The organism is Spirillospora sp. NPDC048823, assembly GCF_043198445.1.
Lineage (GTDB): Bacteria > Actinomycetota > Actinomycetes > Streptosporangiales > Streptosporangiaceae > Spirillospora.
The window spans coordinates 184,708-204,440 of record NZ_JBICUT010000012.1; the positions used below are offsets into that span (position 1 = coordinate 184,708).

The 19,733-nt window shown below is 73.7% G+C and carries 14 protein-coding genes; 3 read left to right on the forward strand and 11 right to left on the reverse strand.

What is annotated here, in order from left to right:
- Positions 1-49: 49 nt before the first annotated feature.
- The 11 genes from murC to mraZ form a co-directional block, all read right to left on the reverse strand.
- Complete coding sequence (gene murC, locus ACGFK0_RS26165; RefSeq protein WP_392909177.1) at positions 50-1,456, reverse strand: UDP-N-acetylmuramate--L-alanine ligase; 1,407 nt, start codon at positions 1,454-1,456, stop codon at positions 50-52.
- Entirely contained in the window at positions 1,453-2,547 is a 1,095-nt protein-coding gene (gene murG, locus ACGFK0_RS26170) for an undecaprenyldiphospho-muramoylpentapeptide beta-N-acetylglucosaminyltransferase (RefSeq protein WP_392909179.1), read from the reverse strand. Before murG ends, murC begins: the two co-directional genes overlap by 4 nt.
- A 144-nt stretch (positions 2,548-2,691) precedes the next feature.
- Positions 2,692-3,948 (reverse strand): putative lipid II flippase FtsW, encoded by a 1,257-nt coding sequence (gene ftsW / locus ACGFK0_RS26175; RefSeq protein ID WP_392909181.1) that lies wholly within the window; start codon positions 3,946-3,948, stop codon positions 2,692-2,694.
- Positions 3,949-3,952: 4 nt separating this feature from the next.
- Positions 3,953-5,509, reverse strand: coding sequence for a UDP-N-acetylmuramoyl-L-alanine--D-glutamate ligase (gene murD / locus ACGFK0_RS26180; RefSeq protein ID WP_392909183.1), 1,557 nt, complete (start codon positions 5,507-5,509; stop codon positions 3,953-3,955).
- Positions 5,494-6,549, reverse strand: a complete 1,056-nt coding sequence (gene mraY, locus ACGFK0_RS26185) for a phospho-N-acetylmuramoyl-pentapeptide-transferase (protein WP_392909185.1) — start codon at positions 6,547-6,549, stop codon at positions 5,494-5,496. Before mraY ends, murD begins: the two co-directional genes overlap by 16 nt.
- Positions 6,546-7,976, reverse strand: coding sequence for a UDP-N-acetylmuramoyl-tripeptide--D-alanyl-D-alanine ligase (murF, locus tag ACGFK0_RS26190; protein ID WP_392909187.1), 1,431 nt, complete (start codon positions 7,974-7,976; stop codon positions 6,546-6,548). The genes mraY and murF overlap by 4 nt, the downstream gene beginning before the upstream one ends.
- Positions 7,973-9,508, reverse strand: a complete 1,536-nt coding sequence (locus tag ACGFK0_RS26195) for a UDP-N-acetylmuramoyl-L-alanyl-D-glutamate--2,6-diaminopimelate ligase (RefSeq protein WP_392909189.1) — start codon at positions 9,506-9,508, stop codon at positions 7,973-7,975. The genes murF and ACGFK0_RS26195 overlap by 4 nt, the downstream gene beginning before the upstream one ends.
- 84 nt (positions 9,509-9,592) lie before the next feature.
- Positions 9,593-11,881, reverse strand: a complete 2,289-nt coding sequence (locus ACGFK0_RS26200) for a penicillin-binding transpeptidase domain-containing protein (RefSeq protein ID WP_392909191.1) — start codon at positions 11,879-11,881, stop codon at positions 9,593-9,595.
- Between the two features lie 34 nt (positions 11,882-11,915).
- Positions 11,916-12,632 (reverse strand): hypothetical protein, encoded by a 717-nt coding sequence (locus ACGFK0_RS26205; protein ID WP_392909193.1) that lies wholly within the window; start codon positions 12,630-12,632, stop codon positions 11,916-11,918.
- Positions 12,629-13,609: a 16S rRNA (cytosine(1402)-N(4))-methyltransferase RsmH gene (gene rsmH, locus ACGFK0_RS26210; protein WP_392909195.1), complete on the reverse strand. Its 981-nt coding sequence runs from the start codon at positions 13,607-13,609 to the stop codon at positions 12,629-12,631. Before rsmH ends, ACGFK0_RS26205 begins: the two co-directional genes overlap by 4 nt.
- 249 nt (positions 13,610-13,858) lie before the next feature.
- Positions 13,859-14,290 carry a division/cell wall cluster transcriptional repressor MraZ gene (gene mraZ / locus ACGFK0_RS26215; protein WP_346046544.1) on the reverse strand — a complete coding sequence of 144 codons (432 nt, stop codon included), beginning with the start codon at positions 14,288-14,290 and terminating at the stop codon, positions 13,859-13,861.
- A 430-nt stretch (positions 14,291-14,720) separates the two neighbouring features.
- Here mraZ and ACGFK0_RS26220 point away from each other — a divergent pair, with 430 nt between their 5' ends.
- Genes ACGFK0_RS26220 through ACGFK0_RS26230 form a run of 3 tightly spaced genes read left to right on the forward strand, consistent with a single transcriptional unit; the run spans position 14,721 to position 19,603 of the window.
- Complete coding sequence (locus tag ACGFK0_RS26220; RefSeq protein WP_392909275.1) at positions 14,721-15,737, forward strand: AAA family ATPase; 1,017 nt, start codon at positions 14,721-14,723, stop codon at positions 15,735-15,737.
- A gap of 51 nt (positions 15,738-15,788) precedes the next feature.
- Positions 15,789-17,108, forward strand: coding sequence for a DUF58 domain-containing protein (locus tag ACGFK0_RS26225; protein WP_392909198.1), 1,320 nt, complete (start codon positions 15,789-15,791; stop codon positions 17,106-17,108).
- An 8-nt stretch (positions 17,109-17,116) separates the two neighbouring features.
- Complete coding sequence (locus ACGFK0_RS26230) at positions 17,117-19,603, forward strand: DUF3488 and DUF4129 domain-containing transglutaminase family protein (protein ID WP_392909200.1); 2,487 nt, start codon at positions 17,117-17,119, stop codon at positions 19,601-19,603.
- The last annotated feature ends 130 nt before the right edge of the window (positions 19,604-19,733 follow it).

The window sequence follows — 19,733 nt, forward strand, 5'->3', positions numbered from 1 at the left end:
CCCGCCCGCCGCCGACCGCGCGGCGGCGTGTCCTTCACGAACCGGTCCTTCACGAACCGGCGAGGCGCTCCATGATGAGCGGGCCGAGCCGGGTCACGTCCCCCGCGCCCAGGGTGATGACGACGTCGCCGGGCCGGGCGAGCGCGGCCGCGATGCCGGGTACCTCGTCCCGGACGGGCGCGTACACGGCGTCGGTGCCGGCCGGGACGGCGTCGGCGACCAGCGCGCCCGTCACACCGGGCTCGGGGTCCTCGCGGGCGCCGTACACGTCCAGGACGACGGCGACGTCGGCGAGGCCGAGCGCCGCGCCGAACTCGGCGGCGAAGAACCGGGTGCGGCTGTACAGGTGCGGCTGGAAGACGGCGATGATCCGGCCGCCCTGCTTCTCCCCCAGGTAGTCACGGGTGGCGTCCAGGTCGGCGGTCAGCTCGGTCGGGTGGTGGGCGTAGCTGTCGAACACCTCGACACCGCCCGCCTCGCCCTTGCGCTCCAGCCGCCGCATCGCGCCGCCGAACGCGGCGAGGCCCGCGCGGACGGGCACGTCGTCCAGGCCGAGGGCCTGCGCGACCGCGACCACGGCGGCGGCGTTGAGCGCGTTGTGCCGGCCGGGGACGCCCAGCGCGACCTCGCCGATCCCGCCGATCTCGAACCGGGAGCCGAGGCCCCGCGGGGTGAATCCGGCCACCCGCAGGTCGGCGCCTTCGGCCTCGCCGTACGTCCGGACGGTCAGCCCCCGCGCCCGGGCCCGTTCCGTCAGTTCCATCGCGACCGGGTCGTCGGCGCCGACGATGAGCGTCCCGCCCGGCTCGACGCGGTCGACGAACCTGGCGAAGTTCTCCTTCACCATCGCGAAGCCGCCGTAGTTGTCGAGGTGGTCGGCCTCGACGTTGGTGACGACCGCGATGTGCGGCGTGTACATGAGGAAGGAGCCGTCGCTCTCGTCGGCCTCGGCCACGAACACGTCGCCGGTGCCCTCGTCGGCGCCGAGGCCGGTGGTGACCAGCTGCCCGCCGATGCAGTAGGACGGGTCGGCGCCGGCGTGCTGGAGCGCGACCGTCAGCATCGAGGTCGTGGTCGTCTTGCCGTGCGTGCCGGCGACCGCGACCGCCCGGCGGCCGGCCATCAGCGAGGCGAGCGCGGCCGAGCGGTGCAGGACCCGCAGGCCGCGCTCGCGGGCGGCGACCAGCTCCGGGTTGGTGTCGCGGATCGCCGTGGAGACGACCACGGTGTCGGCGTCGCCGACGTGCCCGGCGTCGTGCCCGACGAAGACCTTGGCGCCGAGGTCGCCGAGCTGGGTGAGCAGCTCGGAGTCGCGGGCGTCGCTGCCGGACACGGCGAGGCCGCGCCGCAGCATGATGCGGGCGATGCCGGACATCCCGGCGCCCCCGATCGCGATGAAGTGGACCCGGCCGAGCTCGCCGGCGGGCACGACGTCGCATGGATCGATCAGGCTCATCGGCCGGCGCCCGCCGAACGGACCACGTCGTACACCATCTGGGCGAGCGCGACGTCGGCGTCGCGCCGGCCCATCCGCCCGGCGGCCTCCGACATGGTCGCGACGCGGGCCGGGTCGGCCAGCACCGGCAGCATGTTCTGCGCGATCCAGTCGGGGGTCAGGTCGGCGTTGTCGACGAGCAGGCCGCCGCCGGCCTCGACGATCGGCTCGGCGTTCAGCCGCTGCTCGCCGTTGCCGATCGGCAGCGGCACGTACGCGGCGGGCAGCGCGACCGCGGCCAGTTCGGCGCACGTCATGGCGCCGGCGCGGCACATGGCCATGTCGGCGGCGGCGTAGGCGAGGTCCATCCGGTCGCAGTACGGGATCGTGACGTACTGCGGTCCGCCGGACACCGGCTCGGGCTCTTCGGTGTTCTTCGGCCCGACGATGTGCAGGACCTGGATGCCCGCCTGCCGGAAGTAGGGCGCCGAGGCGACGGCGGCCTGGTTGAGGGACCGGGCGCCCTGCGACCCGCCGAAGATCAGCAGGGTGGGCAGGTCGGGCAGCAGCCCGAAGTAGGAGCGGGCCTTGTCGCCCATGGCGAGGCGGTCGAGGGTGGCGATCTCGCGGCGGAGCGGGATGCCGACGAACGTGGGGTTCGGCAGCGGCGAGTCGGCGTGCGACACCGCGACGTGCTCGGTGAAGCGGGCGCCGAGCTTGTTGGCGAGGCCGGGCTTGGGGTTGGCCTCGTGGACGATGATCGGTACCTTCCGCTTGCGCGCGGCCAGGTAGCCGGGGGTGGCGACGTAGCCGCCGAAACCGACCAGGATGTCGGCCTGGGCCTGGTCGAGGACGGCCGCCGCCGCGTTGATCGCCCCGCGCAGCCGGCCGGGGACCGACAGCAGCCGCGGGGTCAGCGTGCGCGGCAGCGGCACCGGCGGGATCAGGGCGAGTTCGTAGCCACGCTGCGGGACGAGGCGGGTCTCCAGGCCCCGTTCGGTGCCGAGGCAGACGATCCCGGTGTTCGGGTCGTTGCGGCGCAGCGCGTCGGCGAGAGCCAGAGCGGGCTCGATGTGTCCGGCGGTGCCGCCGCCGGCCAGGACAACCCTCATGCTGGTTGACAACTCCTCAGCGTGTTCGACTGTGTCGGGTGCCGCGCGTCCGGCTAGTGGGCACGCACGCGGACGCGACGTTCCGGCATCCCGGTGGGGGCGGGTCGATCCGGGGGACGTCCCCCGGACCCCCGGAGGGGGTTTTCAACGCCGTGCCAGACCCAGCCAGCTTAGAGCCCTCACGACCGGTCCGGGGCCCCGTGCGGAGAGTGCTTGCCTCGCACCGGGCTCGCGTTTGGCGAACGCGAGCAGCATCCCGAGCACGAACAGGCTCGGGATCAGCGCCGATCCGCCGTAGGACACGAGCGGAAGCGGGATGCCGGTGATGGGGAGGACGCCGATGACGGCCCCGATGTTCACGATGGCCTGCACGACCAGCCAGGACGTGGCGCCCGCGGCGGCCAGCCGGGTGAACGGGTCGGCCACCCGCCGGGCGATCCGCAGGCCCGCGTAGGCGAGCAGCCCGAACATGGACAGGACGACGAGGGTGCCGACGAGCCCGAACTCCTCCCCCACGATCGCGAAGATGAAGTCGGTCTCGGCCTCCGGCAGATAGTCCCATTTGGCACGCCCCTCCCCGAGGCCCGTGCCGAACAGGCCGCCCGAGGCGACCGCGTACAGGCCCTGCGTGCCCTGGTAGTTGGTGGTGAGCTGGTTGCCGGACGGGTCGAGGAACCCGGTGAGCCGCTGCATCCGGTACGGCTCGACGACGATGAGGATCGACACCAGCAGGCACACGAGCCCGGCGATGCCGACGAACAGCCGCCCGGGGGCGCCGACGACCCACAGCAGCGCCAGGAAGATCGTGAGGAGCACCAGCGTGGTGCCGAGGTCGCTGCCCATCATCACCAGCAGGACCACGATGCCCGCGCCGGGCATCAGCGGGACCAGCAGCGGCCGCCACTCGGTCAGCTGCCCGAGCCGCTCCTTGCGGGCCAGCAGGTCGGCGCCCCACAGCACCAGGGCGAGCTTGGCCAGTTCGGACGGCTGGATCTGCACCGGCCCGAGGTCGACCCAGCGGGTCGCCCCTCCCGCGCTGCGGCCCAGCCCGGGGACCAGCACCATCGACAGCACGACGATCGACAGCAGCAGCAGCGGGTAGGCGAGCGCGCGGAACGTCTTCACCGGCAGGCGGGACGCCACCCACATGCCGGGCAGCCCGATCGCCATCCAGAGGGCCTGCTTCTGGAACAGGGGGTAGGCCGAGCCCGTCGCCTGGAGCTGGCTGACGCTGGACGCCGACAGCACCATCGTCAGGCCGAGCGCGAGCAGCATCACCGTGCAGCCCAGGATCAGGTAGTAGGACGTCAGGGGGCGGTCGAGCAGCCCGATGGCGGCGACCACCTGCTCGCGCGGCCCCGGGCGCCCGCCGTCCTCCTCGTCGGCCGGTACGGCGGTCACGTCTCTACCGGGGGTTCCGGGGGCCGTCCCCCGGGTCGGCACGGGGGTTCCGGGGGTCGTCCCCCGGATCGGCACTGGGGTTCCGGGGGGCGTCCCCCAGGTCGGCGCCGCGGGCCGTGCCGGCGAGGCGTTCGACGGCGGCGATGAAGGCGTCACCGCGGGCCGGGTAGTTGGCGAACATGTCGAAGGACGCCCCGACGGGGGCGAGCAGCACGGTGTCGCCCGGCCGGGCGAGCCCGGAGGCTTCGTTGACGACGCGGTCCATGGCCCCAGTGTCGGTGTCGGGGACGTCCACGACGGGGACATCCGGGGCGTGTCGCGCGAGCGCCTCGGCGATCCGGTGCCGGTCGCGTCCCATCAGCACGACGCCGCGCAGCCGCCCGGTGCACGAACGCACCAGGTCGTCGACGTCCAGGCCCTTGAGGAGCCCGCCGGCGATCCACACGACCGGTTCGTAGGCGGCCAGGGACGCGGCGGCCGCGTGCGGCTGGGTCGCTTTGGAGTCGTTGACGTAGGTGACGCCCGCGACGTCCGCGACGTGCTGGATGCGGTGAGGGTCGGGCACGAACGCCCGCAGGCCGTCGCGGACGGCCTCGGGCGGCACCCCGAACGCGCGGGCGAGGGCGGCGGCGGCGAGCGCGTTGGCGACGTTGTGCGGCGCGAACGGGTGGACGTCGGCGAGCGCGGCCAGCTCGGCGGCCTGCCGTGCGGGGTCGCCGGTGAACGCCCGGTCGACCAGCAGGTTCTCGACGACGCCGAGTTCGCCGGGACGCGGCACCTGGAGCGTGAAGCCGACCCGCCGGTCCACGTCGGGGGCGCGTTCGGCCAGCGCGGCGGACGTCTCGTCGTCGGCGTTGTAGACGGCGACGCAGCCCGGCCCGAAGATCTTGGCCTTGGCGTCGACGTAGGCGTCCATGGAGCCGTGCCAGTCGAGGTGGTCGGGCGCGACGTTCAGCACCGCGGCCGCCTCCGGGGCGAGTGATGCGGACCAGTGCAGCTGGTAGCTCGACAGCTCCACCGCCAGCACGTCATACGGCCGTTGCGTCCCTTGGGGGGACGGCTCCCCATGCCCCCGGGAGACGGCCTCCACGATGGGCGTCCCGACGTTGCCGACGGCGAGTGCGTGGTGGCCGGCGGCGGTGAGCATGCACGCCAGCATCCGGACGACGGTGGTCTTGCCGTCGGTCCCGGTGATGGCCAGCCACGGCGCGGCGCCCTCGGGGCGGAGCCGCCAGGCCAGCTCGACCTCGCCGATGATCTCGACGCCGGACGCGGCGGCCGCGGCGAGCAGCGGCACGTCCGGACGCCAGCCCGGCGATGTCACCACCAGGCCGGTGCCGTCCGGCAGGCTTTCGCCGTCGCCGAGCCGGACCGTGACCCCGCGGGCCTCCAGTTCGGCGGCGTGGCCGCGCTGCTCCTCGCCGTCGCGGGCGTCCACGACGGTGACGCGGGCGCCGTGCCCGGCGAGAACGCGGGCGGCGGCGCGCCCGGAGACGCCGAGCCCGGCGACGCACACGGACCGGTCTGCGAAACGGCTGCTGCTCACTACTTGGGCATCCATTCCAGGTAGAACAGGCCGATGCCGATCGCGGTGAACAGCGCGGACATCAGCCAGAAGCGCACGACGATCGTGGTCTCGGCCCAGCCGGACAGCTCGAAGTGGTGCTGCAGCGGGGCCATCTTGAACACGCGTTTCCCGGTCATCTTGAACCCGCCGACCTGGATCATCACCGACAGGGTGATCATCACGATCAGCCCGCACAGGATGGCGAGCAGGAACTGGGTGCGGGTGAGGATCGCGAGTCCGACCAGCACGCCGCCGAGGGCCAGAGAACCGGTGTCGCCCATGAAGATCTTCGCGGGCGGCGCGTTCCACCACAGGAACCCGAACACGCCGCCGAGCACGGCCGCGGCGACCACCGCGAGGTCGAGGGGGTCGCGGACGGTGTAGCACTTGGGGTCGAGCGCGAACTCGCAGCTGTTGCGCAGCTGCCAGTTCCCGATGATCACGTAGGCGGCCAGCACCATGCCGGCCGGGCCCGCCGCGAGCCCGTCGAGGCCGTCGGTGAGGTTCACGCCGTTGGACATGGCCGCGATGAGCAGCAGCGCCCACACCACGAAGAAGTACGGGCCGATCGAGGGGCCGAAGTCGCGCAGGAAGGACAGGTGGGGGTCGGCGGGGGTGACTTGGTAGCCGTTGGGGAAGTTGAGGGACGCCACGGCGAACACGACGCCGACGAGGACGATGCCGATCATCTTGGCGCCGCTGCGCAGGCCGAGGCTGCGCTGCTTGAACACCTTGATGTAGTCGTCCACGAAGCCGACGAGGCCGAGCCCGGTCATCAGGAACAGCACCAGCATGCCGGAGATGGTCGGCTCGGTGCCGGTGACGAGGTGCGCCACCGCGTAGCCGACGAGCGAGCCGACGATGAAGACCGTCCCGCCCATCGTGGGGGTACCGCGCTTGTTGAGGTGCGCCTGAGGCCCCTCGTCGCGGATCATCTGGCCGTAGCCGAGCCGGTTGACGATCCGGATCCACACCGGCGTGCCGAGCATCACGAGGATCAGCGCGACCCCCGCGGCGATGATGATGTTGGTCATCGGCCGCCCTCCGCGAGGATCGCCTCGGCCACCCGTTCCAGTCCGGCCACGCGAGAGCCCTTCACCAGCACGACGTCCCGCGGCGCGAGCCGCTCGCTGAGCGCGGCGACCGCCGCGCCGACGTCATCCACCTGCACGCACTCTCCTGTCCATGACCCCACCTGCCCGGCCCCGCCGGCCATCGCCGCCGCGTTCGCGCCGACGACCACGAGGCCCGCGATCCCGCTGCGCGCCGCATGCTCCCCGATCTTGGCATGTTCCGCGGCGGACGAGTCGCCCAGTTCGGCCATCTCCCCCAGCACCGCGTACGCGCGGCGGCCCCGCGCCATGTGCGCGAGCACGTCGATCGCGGCTCGCGTCGAGTCGGGGTTGGCGTTGTAGGCGTCGTTCACCACGGTCACCCCGTCGGCCCGCTCGGTGACCTCCATCCGCCACCGGCTGACCGGCTCCGCCTCCGAGAGGCCCGCGGCGATCTCGGCGGGCGCGAGCCCCGCCGCCCGCGCCGCCGCGGCCGCGGCCAGCGCGTTGGGGACGGCGTGCGAGCCGTGCAGGCGCAGCGCGACCGGCGCCGAGCCCTCCGGCGTGACGAGGGTGAACCTGGCCCGGCCCTGCTCGTCGAGCGTCTCGTCCGCGGCGCGGACCGCCGCGTCCGGGGACCGGCCGAAGGTGACGACCTCGCCGCGCGTGCGCGACGCCATGGCGGCGACGAGCGGGTCGTCGGCGTTCAGCACGGCGGTGCCGCCCGGCCGGACCGCCTCGACGAGCTCGCCCTTGGCGCGGGCGATGTTCTCGCGGCTGCCGAACTCCCCGACGTGCGCGGTGCCGACGTTCAGCACGACGCCGACGTCGGGCGGCGCGATCCCGGTGAGGTAGGCGATGTGGCCGATGCCGCGGGCGCCCATCTCCAGGACCAGGTGGCGGGTCGCGGCGTCGGCGCGCAGCACGGTCAGCGGAAGCCCGATCTCGTTGTTGAACGAGCCGGGCGGGAAGACGACGGGGCCCGCGCGGCCCGCGAGCCGCCCGATGAGGTCCTTGGTGGACGTCTTGCCGGCGGAGCCGGTGACCGCGGTGACGGTCACGTCCGGCAGCCGCTCCAGCACGCCCCTGGCCAGCCGTCCGAGCGCCTCCTGGACGTCGGCGACGACCACGCACGGCCCGCCGTCCACCGGGCGCTGCGCGAGGACCGCGGCGGCGCCGGCGGCCAGGGCCGCGGACGCGAAGTCGTGCCCGTCCGCGCGCTCGCCCTTCAGCGCCGCGAACAGCGCCCCGGGCCCGGCCGCGCGGGAGTCGATGACGACGGGACCGCTCACCACGGGATCGCTCACCACGGGATCGCTCACCACGGGATCGCTCACCACGGCGTCCGGAGGCCCGTGAAGGGTGCCCCCCGTGATCTCCGCGATCGTCGACAGCGGAAGTGGGATCACGCCTGCGTTCCGTCCCCTCTTCTTTCTTTCGCATGGCGCCGCAGCGCCCCGCGGACGACCTCCCGGTCGTCGAACGGCTGGACCTCGCCCGCCGCGTTCTGGCCCTGCTCGTGCCCCTTGCCCGCGATGACGAGGACGTCGCCGCGGCGGGCCCGGCCGACGGCCAGGGCGATCGCGGCGGCACGGTCGGGTTCCACCACGATGTGCGCCCGCCCGCGCTGCGGCACCTTGAGTCCGCCCTCGACCATAGCGGCGAGGATGGCCAGCGGATCCTCCGACCTCGGGTTGTCGTTGGTGAAGTAGGCGGTGTCGGCCAGCCGGGCGGCGGCCTCCCCCATCAGCGGGCGTTTGCCGCGGTCACGGTCGCCGCCGCAGCCGAGCACCACCGTGAGGTCGCCCTCGGTGACGGGCCGCAGCGCGTTCAGGACGGCCTCGACCGCGCCGGGCTTGTGGGAGTAGTCGACGAGCGCGACGAAGTCCTGGCCCTCGTCCACGCGCTCCAGCCGGCCGGGGACGCCGGGCAGCGACGCCACCCCGTGCACGGCCGCCTGGAGCGGGATGCCGGCCTCGACGAGCGCGACGATCGCGGCGAGCGCGTTGGCGACGTTGAACGGCCCTGCGAGCCGGACCTCGGCGTCGGCCTCGATGCCGAGGGGCCCGACGACGCGGAACACGCTGCCGTCGGCGCCGACGCGCACGTCCTCGGCCCGCCAGTCGGCCGCCGGGTCGCCGGACGCCGAGAACGTCGTCGTCGGCACCGTGGCGATGTCCAGCAGCTCGCGGCCGTGGTGGTCGTCGAGGTTGACGACGCCGACGCGGGAGTACTCGGGCGTGAACAGCCGGGCCTTGGCCAGGAAGTAGTCCTTCATGGTCGGGTGGTAGTCCAGGTGGTCCTGGGACAGGTTCGTGAAGACCGCGACCTCGAACACCGCGCCGCCGACGCGGCCCTGGGTGAGTGCGTGGCTGGAGACCTCCATCGCGGCGGCGCCGACGTCCCGCTCGCGCATCATCGCCAGCAGCGCGTGCAGGTCGGTGGACTCCGGCGTGGTCAGCGCGCTCGGGACCCTTTCGCCCGCCACCCGGATCTCGACGCCGCCGACCAGGCCCGTCTCGATTCCGGCGGCGCGCAGGCCGGCGTCCAGCAGGAAGACGGTGGTGGTCTTGCCGCTGGTCCCGGTGACGCCGATGAGGGTGATGTCGCGTCCGGGCTCCCCGTACACCCAGGACGCGGCGTCGCCCAGCCGCGCGCGGACGTCGGGCACCACCAGGACGGGAAGGCCCGTCGCCGCCGCCCGGTCGTACCCGTCGGGGTCGGTGAGGATCGCCGCCGCGCCCGCCTCGGCGGCCTGGGCGGAGAACTGCGCGCCGTGTGCGCGCGCGCCGGGCAGCGCAACGTAGATGTCGCCGCGCCGCACCGCTCGCGAGTCGTGGGTGATGCCGGTCGCCGACACTCCGTCCCAGCCGGTCTGCTCGATTCCGAGGAGCGCCGCGAGTCCATTCAGCGGACGGGCCGGATTGGTGGTGGGACGCATGGCGTTTCTTTCGGTACGAGCGGAACGGGACTGCTGGGACACGGGTGATGGTGGACTCACAGGCGAGGAGGGTACTCGCTGCCGTCAGTCGCGGGCGTGGATCTGGATGATCGGCGGTCGGCTCCCCGTCGGCGGGATCTTCTCGGACTGCAGCGCGAAGCCCATCACGTCCTTGAAGACCGGTGCGGCCGCATCGCCACCATAGTGGCTGCCCCGCTTGGGGTCCTGCAGGACGACCTGGACGACCAGCTGCGGATCGTCTGCCGGGGCGAACCCCGCGAACGAGGCGGTGTAGCCGCCGCCGTCGTAGCAGCCGCAGCGCGGGTTGACGATCTCGGCGGTACCCGTCTTGCCCGCGACGCGGTATCCGTTGACCTGGGCCTTCGGTGCCGTGCCCTCGTCGGTCGTCACGCCCTCCAGCATGTCGCTGATCTGCCGGGCCGTCTTCTCGCTGATGACCCGCTCGCGCTCGGGCGCGGGCGACGGCGTGAACCTGTCGTCCTCGCCGACGGTGCCCGCGACGAGGGTGGGCCGGACGCGCACCCCGCCGTTGGCGACGGTCGCGTAGACGCTGGCCATCTGCACCGCGTTCACCGACACCGTCTGCCCGAACGCGATCGGGTACCGGTCGGTGCCCGACCACTGGCCGGGCGGCTTCAGCAGCCCGGGCGTCTCCCCGGGAAGCGGCAGGCCGGTCTTCTCTCCGAAGCCGAAGTCGCGGAGCGTCGTGTAGAGCTGCTGCCGGGTGATGCTCTCGCTCGCCATGATGGTGCCGACGTTGCTGGACTTGGCGAGGACGCCGGCGAACGTGAGCCGCTCGGGCGGGTGGGGGTGCGAGTCGCGGAAGACGGCGTCGTACTTCTTGATCTTGTCGGGGACGGTGTAGGGCGTCTGCGGCGTGACGCCGCCCTTCTCCATGACGGCCGCGGCGGTGACGACCTTGCCGGTGCTGCCCGGCTCGAACGCCTCCTGCACCAGGGGGCTGCCCCACAGCCGCTTGTCGGACTCGGCGTAGTCGTTCGGGTCGAACCCGGGCGCGGAGGCCATCGCGAGGAGTTCACCGGTGCGCGGATCCATGACGATGACGCTGCCGCTCTTGGCGTTGGACGCCCTGACCTGCTTCTCGATCGCCTCCTGCGCCTTGAACTGCAGGTCGCGCTCCAGCGTGAGCCGGACGCCGCGGCCGGGCACGGAGGGACGCTTCTGGTCCTTGCCCATGGGGATGTGCTGGCCTTCGGGACTGATCTCCACCCGCTGCCAGCCCGCGCGCCCGGCGAGCACGTCGTTCATCGAGCTCTCCAGGCCGGCGGCGCCCTTCCCCGTGTCGTTCACGAAACCTATGACGCTCGCGGCCAGCGAATCGTTGGGATATTCGCGGCGGTACTCCGGCAGCGTCCCGATGCCCAGCAGGTCCCACGAGGTGATCAGCCGCGCCTGGTCGGGCCGGACGCCGTGCGCCAGGTACACGAACCGGGTGTCGGGCTTGCTGATCTTCTTCATCAGCGTCGCGGGGTTCAGCCCGAGCGTCGGGGCCAGGGCGTTGACGACCGGCTGCCGCTTGGCGGGCTCGATCAGCGACGGGTCGGCGTAGACGGCCCGCGCCTCCACCGTCATGGCGAGCGGGTGACCCTGGGCATCGGTGATGTCGCCGCGGATCGCGGGCAGTGTGATCTCCTGGAGGCGCTGCCGCATCGCCTGCTCGGTGTACTTGCCGGACTCGATCGTCTGGAGCTGGACGAGCCGCCCGGCGAACAGCGACAGCACGAACGCGACGACGAGCAGCGCGACGTTCAGCCGCTTGAGCGGGTCGCGCCGGTGAAACGGAGCACGGGTGCGCGGCCCCCGTTCGGGGGGACGGCCGGAGCCGCCCGTGCCGCGCCTGGGTCCGGGCCCGCGTCCGGCGCCCTGGCCGCTCCGCGCCGTCCGGGCCGCGCCGCTCCTGCCGGCCGTGCCCGTGGCGGGCGCCTTCTTCTGCGCGGGTTTCCGCGGCGTGGCCTTCTTCTGTGCCGGCCTCTTCGCTGCGGGCTTCTTGGCGGTGGGCTTCTTGGCGGTGGGCTTCTTGGCGGTGGGCTTCTTGGCGGACGCGCCGCCGGTCCCGGCGTCCTTGCGGGGGGGCTCCTTAGGCGCCGCGGGTGCCGCGCCGCCGCGGGCGGGACGCCGGGCGGCGCCGCCCTTCGTGCCCCGCCGTCCCGCGCCGTCCGATCTCCCGCCCGGAGGGCGCGGGGAGTTGCCGGAATGACGCCCGGACGCGCGCGCCGCGCCCGGGCCGCTCTTGTCGTCCCGCCCCGCCGAGCCACGGGCGCCGCGCCCGTCCGAACCGCGTTTCCGGCCGGGCGGAGGCCCGGCGGTCCCGCGTCCCGGCGGCTTCGTCACCGTGCCCCCCGCTCCCCGATGCGGCCGTGCACGCTCACGGCGCTCCGCTTCCGCGCCCGCCGCCGATCAGGGAGGGCGGGACGCCGTCGCCGGGCACCACGGTGCCGGGGACGCCGACCACGCCCGCGGCGCCGGCCGCCGCGGCCGCCGCGTGCGGGACCGGGCGGATCTTGCCGTCGCTGGCCTGTCCGGTGCCGGTGTGGAAGAACGCGGGGTCCTCGGCCTCCTTCATGCCGAGCGCCTTGGCCTTGTTCGACAGCCCCTGCGGGGAGCCTTCGCGGGCGATCTCCTCCTCGTACGACTGGCGCTGCTGCTCGAGCTGCTTGTTGCTCTGCTGCAGCCGGGTCAGCGTGAACGCGTCCTCCGCCAGGACGGTGTTGAGGAGCAGCAGGCTCACCAGGGCGCCGCCGAGCAGCCCGACGATGAGCAGCACGAACGGCGTCCGCGGCGGCGCCTGGGCCGCCGTCCGCCGCGACGCGGCCGGACGAGTCCCACCGGCGACCGGCTTCGCCCCGCCCTTGGCGGTCTTGGCGGGCGTGGTCTTCGCGGGCGCGGTCTTCGTCGCGGCGCTCTTGCCCGCCGCGGGCGCGACGGGCCTCGTCTTGGCCGCCGTGCCCTTGGCCGCCGTGCCCTTGGCCGGCGCGGGCCTGCTCTTGGCGGGCGCCGGGACGGCGGCGTCGGCCGGGCGCTCCCGGGTCCTGGTCCTCTTCTTCGGCGCCTTGGCCGGCGGGCGTCTGCTCGTCGTGGTCATGTCGCCTCCCGGACCCGCTCGGCGGCGCGCAGCCGCACCGATCCGGCCCGTGGGTTGGTCGTGGTCTCCTCGTCGGACGGCAGCTCCGCCCCGCGCGTCAGGAGCCGGAACCGCGGCTCGTGCTCGGGCAGCGGGACGGGCAGGTCCGGCGGGGTGGTGTCGGCCGCCTGGGCGGCGAGGACCTGCTTGGTGATGCGGTCCTCAAGGGAGTGGTAGGACAGGACGGCGATGCGGCCGCCGACCGGGATCGCGCCCAGCGCGGCGGGCAGCGCCCGGCGCCAGATGTCCAGTTCGCCGTTCACCTCGATGCGCAGCGCCTGGAAGGTCCGCTTGGCCGGGTTGCCGCCGGTGCGGCGCGTCGCGGCCGGGATGGAGGTGCGCACCAGGTCGGCGAGGCGCCGGGTGGAGTCGAGCGGGGCGCGCTCGCGCTCGCGGACGATCGCCGAGGCGATGCGCTGGGCGAAGCGCTCCTCGCCGTACTCGCGCAGGATCCTGGCGAGTTCGGCTGGAGCGTAGCCGTTGACGACCTCCGCCGCGGTGAGCCGCTGGGTGGTGTCCATCCGCATGTCGAGGGGGGCGTCGTGGGAGTAGGCGAAACCGCGGCCGGTCTCGTCGAGCTGCGGGGAGGAGACACCGAGGTCGAACAGGACGGCGTCCACCGCGGGGACGCCGAGCCGGCGCAGGACCACGGGGATCTCGTCGTAGACGGCGTGCTCCAGCGTCACCCGGTCACCGAAGGGGGCGAGCCTGCGCGCGGAGCGCTCCAGCGCGGTGGTGTCGCGGTCCAGGCCGATGAGGCGGAGGCCCGGGACGGCCCGCAGCATCGCCTCGGCGTGGCCGCCCATGCCGAGCGTGGCGTCGAGGTAGATGGGCGCGCGGCCGGTGACGGCCTGCGCCGCGGGGGTGAGCAACGTCAGGACGCGACCGAGCATGACCGGTACGTGACCGGGCTCGGGCGCGTGGTTCCCCACGTCCATGCTTCACCCCCTGTACTCGCCACTTCGCTCGCGGACTTGTGGCTTCGCCGGGCCGGACGACCGCTTCGCACCCCCGGCGGCGGCCTCGCCCGGCCAGGTCCCCATCCGCTGCCCTAGAGGAAGATCACCGCGTGATACGCGGGGGGTCGCCGTCTGGCGCCGGGGAAGCTGCGCCAGCTGGCTCGGAGAGCGGCTGGAGACCTGGCCGAACGTGGGCCTTTGCCGGTCATCGGACCGACGAGTCGTTTCTCAGAGGATCCCTGGCAACACCTCCTCCGAGACGTCGGAGAACGTCTGCTCCTCCTGCTCCAGGTAGGTCTCCCATGCCTGCGCGTCCCAGATCTCCAGACGCGTGTTGGCACCGATGACCGCGCAGTCGCGGGTGAGCCCCGCGTACTTTCGCAGTGGAGGCGGGATGGTGACGCGGCCCTGTTTGTCGGGGACCTCGTCGGAGGCGCTGGCGAAGAAGACCCGGCTGTAGCCCCGTACGGCCTTCTCGGTGACCGGCGCGGCACGCAGAGCCTCGGTAATCCGCTGGAACTCCGCCATGGGGAAGACGTACAGGCAGCGCTCCTGGCCCTTCGTGATCACCAATCCCCCCGACAGCTCCTCGCGGTATTTCGCCGGCAGGAACAGCCGTCCCTTGTCGTCGAGGCGCGGTGAATGGGTGCCGAGGAACACCGGCCCCACCTCCCGCGCCGCATGAGGCGCTACTGCTCCCCACGGCGCCCCACTCTACTCCACTCTTCCCCACCGTCAACAATGAAAACACCGGTGCCGAACCGAGTTCATGGACGAATTCGCAGGTCAGAGCGGGTGGTGCCGAGTGGGGCCCACGGCGGCCCCATCCGCGCGCCGCGGCGGACGGGGACGGCGCGGCACGTGCGACGGCCATCACCCGGGGGTCCGGGGGGACGTGTGCAGTGAACGCGTGAAGTGAACGTGTGGAGTGAAGTGGTGTGCTTCGCGGGCTCAGACCCCGATCACCGTGGAGCACAATGGGCTCGCGTTCATCATGAACATCGCAGAGGGCGTTCCGACGACGTACTGTCGTTTGGGCGGGCGCACTGAGGAGGGTTTGGTGGCAGTAGGCACGCACGGCGAGTCGTTCATGGAGACCGACCCCCCGGCATCCCACCCGGCCCGGCACGGCGCCACGGGACGTGGAGGGACGGGTCCGGGGCTCGACGGCCTCGCCAAGGTCGCGAACAGGATCCGGGACGCGGTGGAGTCGGTGATCGAGGGCAAGCCCTCGGCGGTGCGGCTCGCGCTGACGGTGCTGCTGGCGGAGGGGCACCTGCTGATCGAGGACGTGCCCGGGGTCGGCAAGACGATGCTCGCCAAGGCGCTGGCGCGCTCGGTCGACTGCTCGGTGCGCCGCGTGCAGTTCACGCCCGATCTGCTGCCGAGCGACATCACCGGGGTCAGCGCCTACAACCAGGAGCTGCGCGAGTTCGAGTTCAAGCCGGGCCCGGTGTTCGCCAACATCGTGGTCGGCGACGAGATCAACCGCGCCTCCCCGAAGACGCAGTCCGCGCTGCTGGAGTGCATGGAGGAGCGTCAGGTCACGGTCGACGGCACCACCTACGGGCTGGAGCCCCCGTTCATGGTGATCTCCACGCAGAATCCGGTGGAGATGGAGGGCACCTACCCGCTGCCCGAGGCACAGCGCGACCGGTTCACCGCCCGCATCTCGATGGGCTACCCCGACCCCGCGGCGGAGCTGGAGATGCTGGAGACCCACGGTGAGACGTCCCCCCTCGACCGGCTGAGCCCGGTCGCGCACGCCGCCGACGTCCGCGACCTCATCGAGGTGGTGCGCAAGCAGCACGTGTCGCCCGCGGTGCGCCAGTACGCGATCGACCTCGTCACCGCGACCCGCAACCACCCCGAGCTGCGGCTCGGCGCCTCACCGCGGGCGACCCTGCAGCTGGTGCGGGCCGCGCGGGCGTACGCGGCGCTCGACGACCGCGACTACGTCGTCCCCGACGACGTCCAGGACCTCGCCGTTCCCGTCCTCGCGCACCGGCTGCTGCCCACCGCCGAGGCGCAGGTGGAACGGCGCCGCCCCGAGCAGGTCGTCGCCGACCTGGTGAAGCGGCTGCCGGTCCCGTCCCCCCGGAAGTGACCCTTGACCGGAAGCGACCTTGACCGGAAGTGACTTGACCGGAAGTGACCAGTGAGACGAGCGCTGGCCGGCCTCACCACGCGCGGGCGGTCCTTCGTGGCCGCCGGCGCGACCGCGATCCTCTGCGCGTTCATCCTCGGCGAGCGCGACCTGCTGCGCGCGGGCGTGCTCGTGCTGGTGCTGCCGCTGCTGTGCACGCTGGCCGTGTCGCGGACCCGCTACCGGCTGGCCTGCGCGCGGCGGCTGGACCCGCCGCGGCTGCCGGTCGGCCACGAGGCCCGCGTCGACCTGCGGCTGGAGAACGTGTCGCGGCTGCCGAGCGGGCTGCTGATGGTGGAGGACCGGGTGCCGTACGCGCTCGGCGGGCGGGCGCGGTTCGTCCTGGACCGGATCGAGCCGCACGGAAAGCGTGAGCTCGGCTACCGAATCCGCTCCGACGTGCGCGGACGCTACCGGGTGGGGCCGCTGACCGTGCGGCTGGCCGACCCGTTCGGGATGGTGGAGCTGGTCCGCTCGTTCAGCCTGTCCGACAGTCTCACGGTGACGCCCTCGATCGTGCCGCTGCCGTACGAGCGGCTGACCGGTGCGTGGACGGGCGGCGGCGACAGCATCGCCCGCGCGGTCTCCGCGGCGGGCGAGGACGACGTGACCCCGCGCGAGTACCGGCACGGCGACGACCTGCGCCGCGTGCACTGGCGGTCCACGGCCCGGCACGGGGAGCTGATGGTGCGGCGCGAGGAGCAGCATTTCCAGAGCAGCGGGACGCTGTTCCTCGACACCCGCCGCACCGCGCACTGGGGCGACGGCATGGCCGGGTCGTTCGAGCAGGCCGTGTCGGCGACCGCGTCGATCGGGGTGCATCTCGTCCGGACGGGAATGAACCTGCGCTATGTCACCGACGCCGGTGAGGCACTGCCGGCCGCGTCGGCGGACGGGGGCTTCGAGGGGCTGCTGCTGGACGCCCTGGCCGTCGCCCGCAGGTCCAAGGGCGATTCGCTGTCCCCCGGGCTGGCGGCTCTGCGGGGCCGGGTCGGCAAGGCGCGGGACGGCGACGGGCTGATCATCGCGGTGTTCGGCGTCCTGTCCGGCGAGGAGGCGCGCTCGGTCGCGGCGGCGCGGCGCGGCGCCGGGACGTGCGTCGCGGTGCTGGTCGAGGGGCGCGGAACCGCCGAAAGCACGGCGCCGCAGGACGGCGGCGCGAACACGAACACGAACACGGGCACGAACACGGGCACGGTGTCCGCTCAGGCGGCGGGGCTGCTGCGCGCGGGCGGCTGGCGGGTGGTGATCGTCCGGTCGGCGGCGGAGCTGGCCGGCGCATGGGCACGGGCCGGCCAGGCCGGCGAGGACTTCGTCAGGGACGGCTCATGAGAATCCGGATGACGGTCATGGCGGGGCTGGCGACGCTCGCCGGCTCGATCGGCCTCTATCCGCTGTTCGAGGAGGCCGGCTGGTTCGGGGCGGGGTTCGGGGCGGTGCTCGCCGTCGCCGCGGGCGGGCTGCTGGCCCGGCGGCTGCGGCTGCCCGCCGTGTTCAACCTCCTGGCCGGGCTGCTGGCGCTGCTGCTCTACCTCAACCTCGTCTACGCCGACGGCCGGGCGTGGCTGGCGGTCATCCCGTCGCCGGAGTCGCTGCGCCACCTCGCCGACCTCAACGAGGCCGGCTGGCAGGCCGCCAACCGGTACGCGGCACCCGTCCCGCTGCTGCCCGGGATCTCGATGATGGCCGCCGCCGGGGTCGGGCTCGTCGCCGTCCTGGTCGACCTGCTGGCCGTGCGGCTGCGCCGGTCCGCCCCCGCCGGGCTGCCGCTGCTGGCCATGTACAGCGTGCCCGCCGCGGTCCGCGAGGACGGCGTCAGCTGGCTGGCGTTCGGCGTCGGGGCGGCGGGGTTCCTCGCGCTGCTGATGGCCGACTCCCGCGAGCGGGTCGGCGGCTGGGGCCGGACGGTGACGACGCGGCGCCGCCAGCGGGACGTCCCGCTGGCGGGGACCGAGCTCCGCCCGGAGGAGTCGGCCGTCCGGCTCGACGCGGCGGCGCTGGCGGCGAGCGGCCGCCGGATCGCCGTCGGGGCCGTCGCCGTCGCCGTGCTCGTCCCCGCGGCGGTGCCCGGGCTACAGCCCCGCGGCTTCCTCGGCCTGGGCGGCGGTGAAGGCGGCGGCACCCAGACGGTGACCACGCCCGACCCGCTGGTCAGCCTGAAGCGGGAGCTGACCCGGCTGGACGACTCGGTCGTGCTCACCTACCGGACGGACGACCCGCAGGGACCCGACTACCTGCGCCTGTACGCCCTCGACCGGTTCGACGGCGACAGGTGGACCTACAGCCCCCTGCGCAGCAGCTCCAAGGACCGGCTGACCGGGGACGACCTCCCGCCGCCGCCCGGACTGTCCGCCGCCTCCGTCCGGAAGGTGAGGACCAAGGTGGAGGTCCGGCCCGAGGTCAGGAACATGACGTTCCTGCCGGTGCCGTACGCCCCGTCGAAGGTGTCGATCAAAGGCGACTGGCGGGTGCACGGCCCGTCGCTGATGGTCTACTCGCTGCGCGACTCCGCGGGCGGGCGCTCCTACACCGTCGAGAGCCTGCGCGCGGAGCCGACGCCGGCGCAGCTCGCCGCCGCCGGCAACTACCCGGCCGAGATCGTCTCGCACTACACGGCGGTGCCGAAGAACATCCCGCAGCAGGTCAGGCAGCTCGCGCAGGACGTCACCGCCGGGTCGGCGACCGCATTCAGGCAGGCCGTGCGGTTGCAGCGCTGGTTCACCCAGACCGGCGGGTTCACCTATGACCTTTCCGCGCCGGCGCCGCAGCACGGCAGCGACCTCGTCGACTTCCTCCTGCACAGCAAGCGCGGCTACTGCGAGCAGTTCGCGGCGTCGATGGCGCTGATGGCCCGGATCCTCGGCATTCCGTCGCGCGTCGCGATGGGCTACACGCCGGGCAGCGAGACCAAGCCCGGCGAGTGGGTCGTCCGGTCCCGCGACGCGCACGCCTGGCCGGAGCTGTACTTCCAGGGCACCGGCTGGGTGCGTTTCGAGCCGACGCCGTCGGGCACCGCCGGGCAGGGCACCGCCGACGCCCCCGGCTACACCCTTCCGGCGGTCAGCACCGGCGGCGACTCGGAGGGCCGGAACGCGCCGGCGCCGGAGTCGTCGTCGCCCGCCGACGACGGCGCGGCCGTGCCCAGCGCCGGGCCGGGGAACCGCAGCGACACGGGCCCGGAGGGCGCCGCCGCCGCTCAGGAGGACGAGGAGGGCGGGTTCTCCGCGACGCCCTGGCTGGCGGGCGGGCTCCTCGTCCTGCTGCTGTTGGCGGTCCCGATGACGCTGCGGGTGGTCACCCGGCGCCGCCGCTGGGCGGCTCTGACGGCGCCGCCCCCACCGGCGGCCGGGCCGGCTCCGGAGCGCTCCTCCGGGAGGGCGCCGTCCGGCGCGGCCTCCCCGGAGTGGGAGCCCGATCCCGCGGGCGCCGCCCACGCCGCATGGCGGGAGATGCGCGCCGACGCACTCGACCACGGGTTCGAATGGCGTTCCAGTGACTCGCCGCGCGCCACCGCGCGCCGCCTCGGGGAGCTACTGGAACTGGACGCGGCGGGCGCGCGGGCTCTCACCCGCATCGCCCGCGCCGAGGAGCTCGCCCGCTACTCCCTGTCCCGCTCCCCCGAACGCCCGGAGGTGCTGCGCGCGGACGTCCGCACCGTCCGGGAGGCGTTCGCCGCGTCCGTGGGGCGCCGGACCCGCTGGCGCGCCCGGCTGCTGCCGCCGTCCACGATGGCGCAGACGCGGGAGACGCTCCGGTCGGCGGGTGACCGCGTGCTGGACGTGACCGCCCGCCTGAACGACCTGCCCGGCCGCCTGCGCCGCCGGTAGCCCCCGCGCCGGGGGCCCGGGCATGCGTTTCCGGGCACACGTTCCCCGGGCACATGTTTCCCGGGCATACGTTTCCCGGGCATACGTCCGTCCCGGCCGATGCGGGCAGTGCCCGTGTCGGACCGGGACG

Bases quoted from the DNA above. Each gene is read 5' to 3' on its own strand.
- murC (WP_392909177.1), bottom strand. From the start codon at position 1,456: ATGAGCCTGATCGATCCATGCGACGTCGTGCCCGCCGGCGAGCTCGGC.
- murG (WP_392909179.1), bottom strand. From the start codon at position 2,547: ATGAGGGTTGTCCTGGCCGGCGGCGGCACCGCCGGACACATCGAGCCC.
- murD (WP_392909183.1), bottom strand. From the start codon at position 5,509: ATGGATGCCCAAGTAGTGAGCAGCAGCCGTTTCGCAGACCGGTCCGTG.
- mraY (WP_392909185.1), bottom strand. From the start codon at position 6,549: ATGACCAACATCATCATCGCCGCGGGGGTCGCGCTGATCCTCGTGATG.
- ACGFK0_RS26195 (WP_392909189.1), bottom strand. From the start codon at position 9,508: ATGCGTCCCACCACCAATCCGGCCCGTCCGCTGAATGGACTCGCGGCG.
- ACGFK0_RS26205 (WP_392909193.1), bottom strand. From the start codon at position 12,632: ATGACCACGACGAGCAGACGCCCGCCGGCCAAGGCGCCGAAGAAGAGG.
- rsmH (WP_392909195.1), bottom strand. From the start codon at position 13,609: ATGGACGTGGGGAACCACGCGCCCGAGCCCGGTCACGTACCGGTCATG.
- ACGFK0_RS26220 (WP_392909275.1), top strand. From the start codon at position 14,721: ATGGAGACCGACCCCCCGGCATCCCACCCGGCCCGGCACGGCGCCACG.
- ACGFK0_RS26230 (WP_392909200.1), top strand. From the start codon at position 17,117: ATGACGGTCATGGCGGGGCTGGCGACGCTCGCCGGCTCGATCGGCCTC.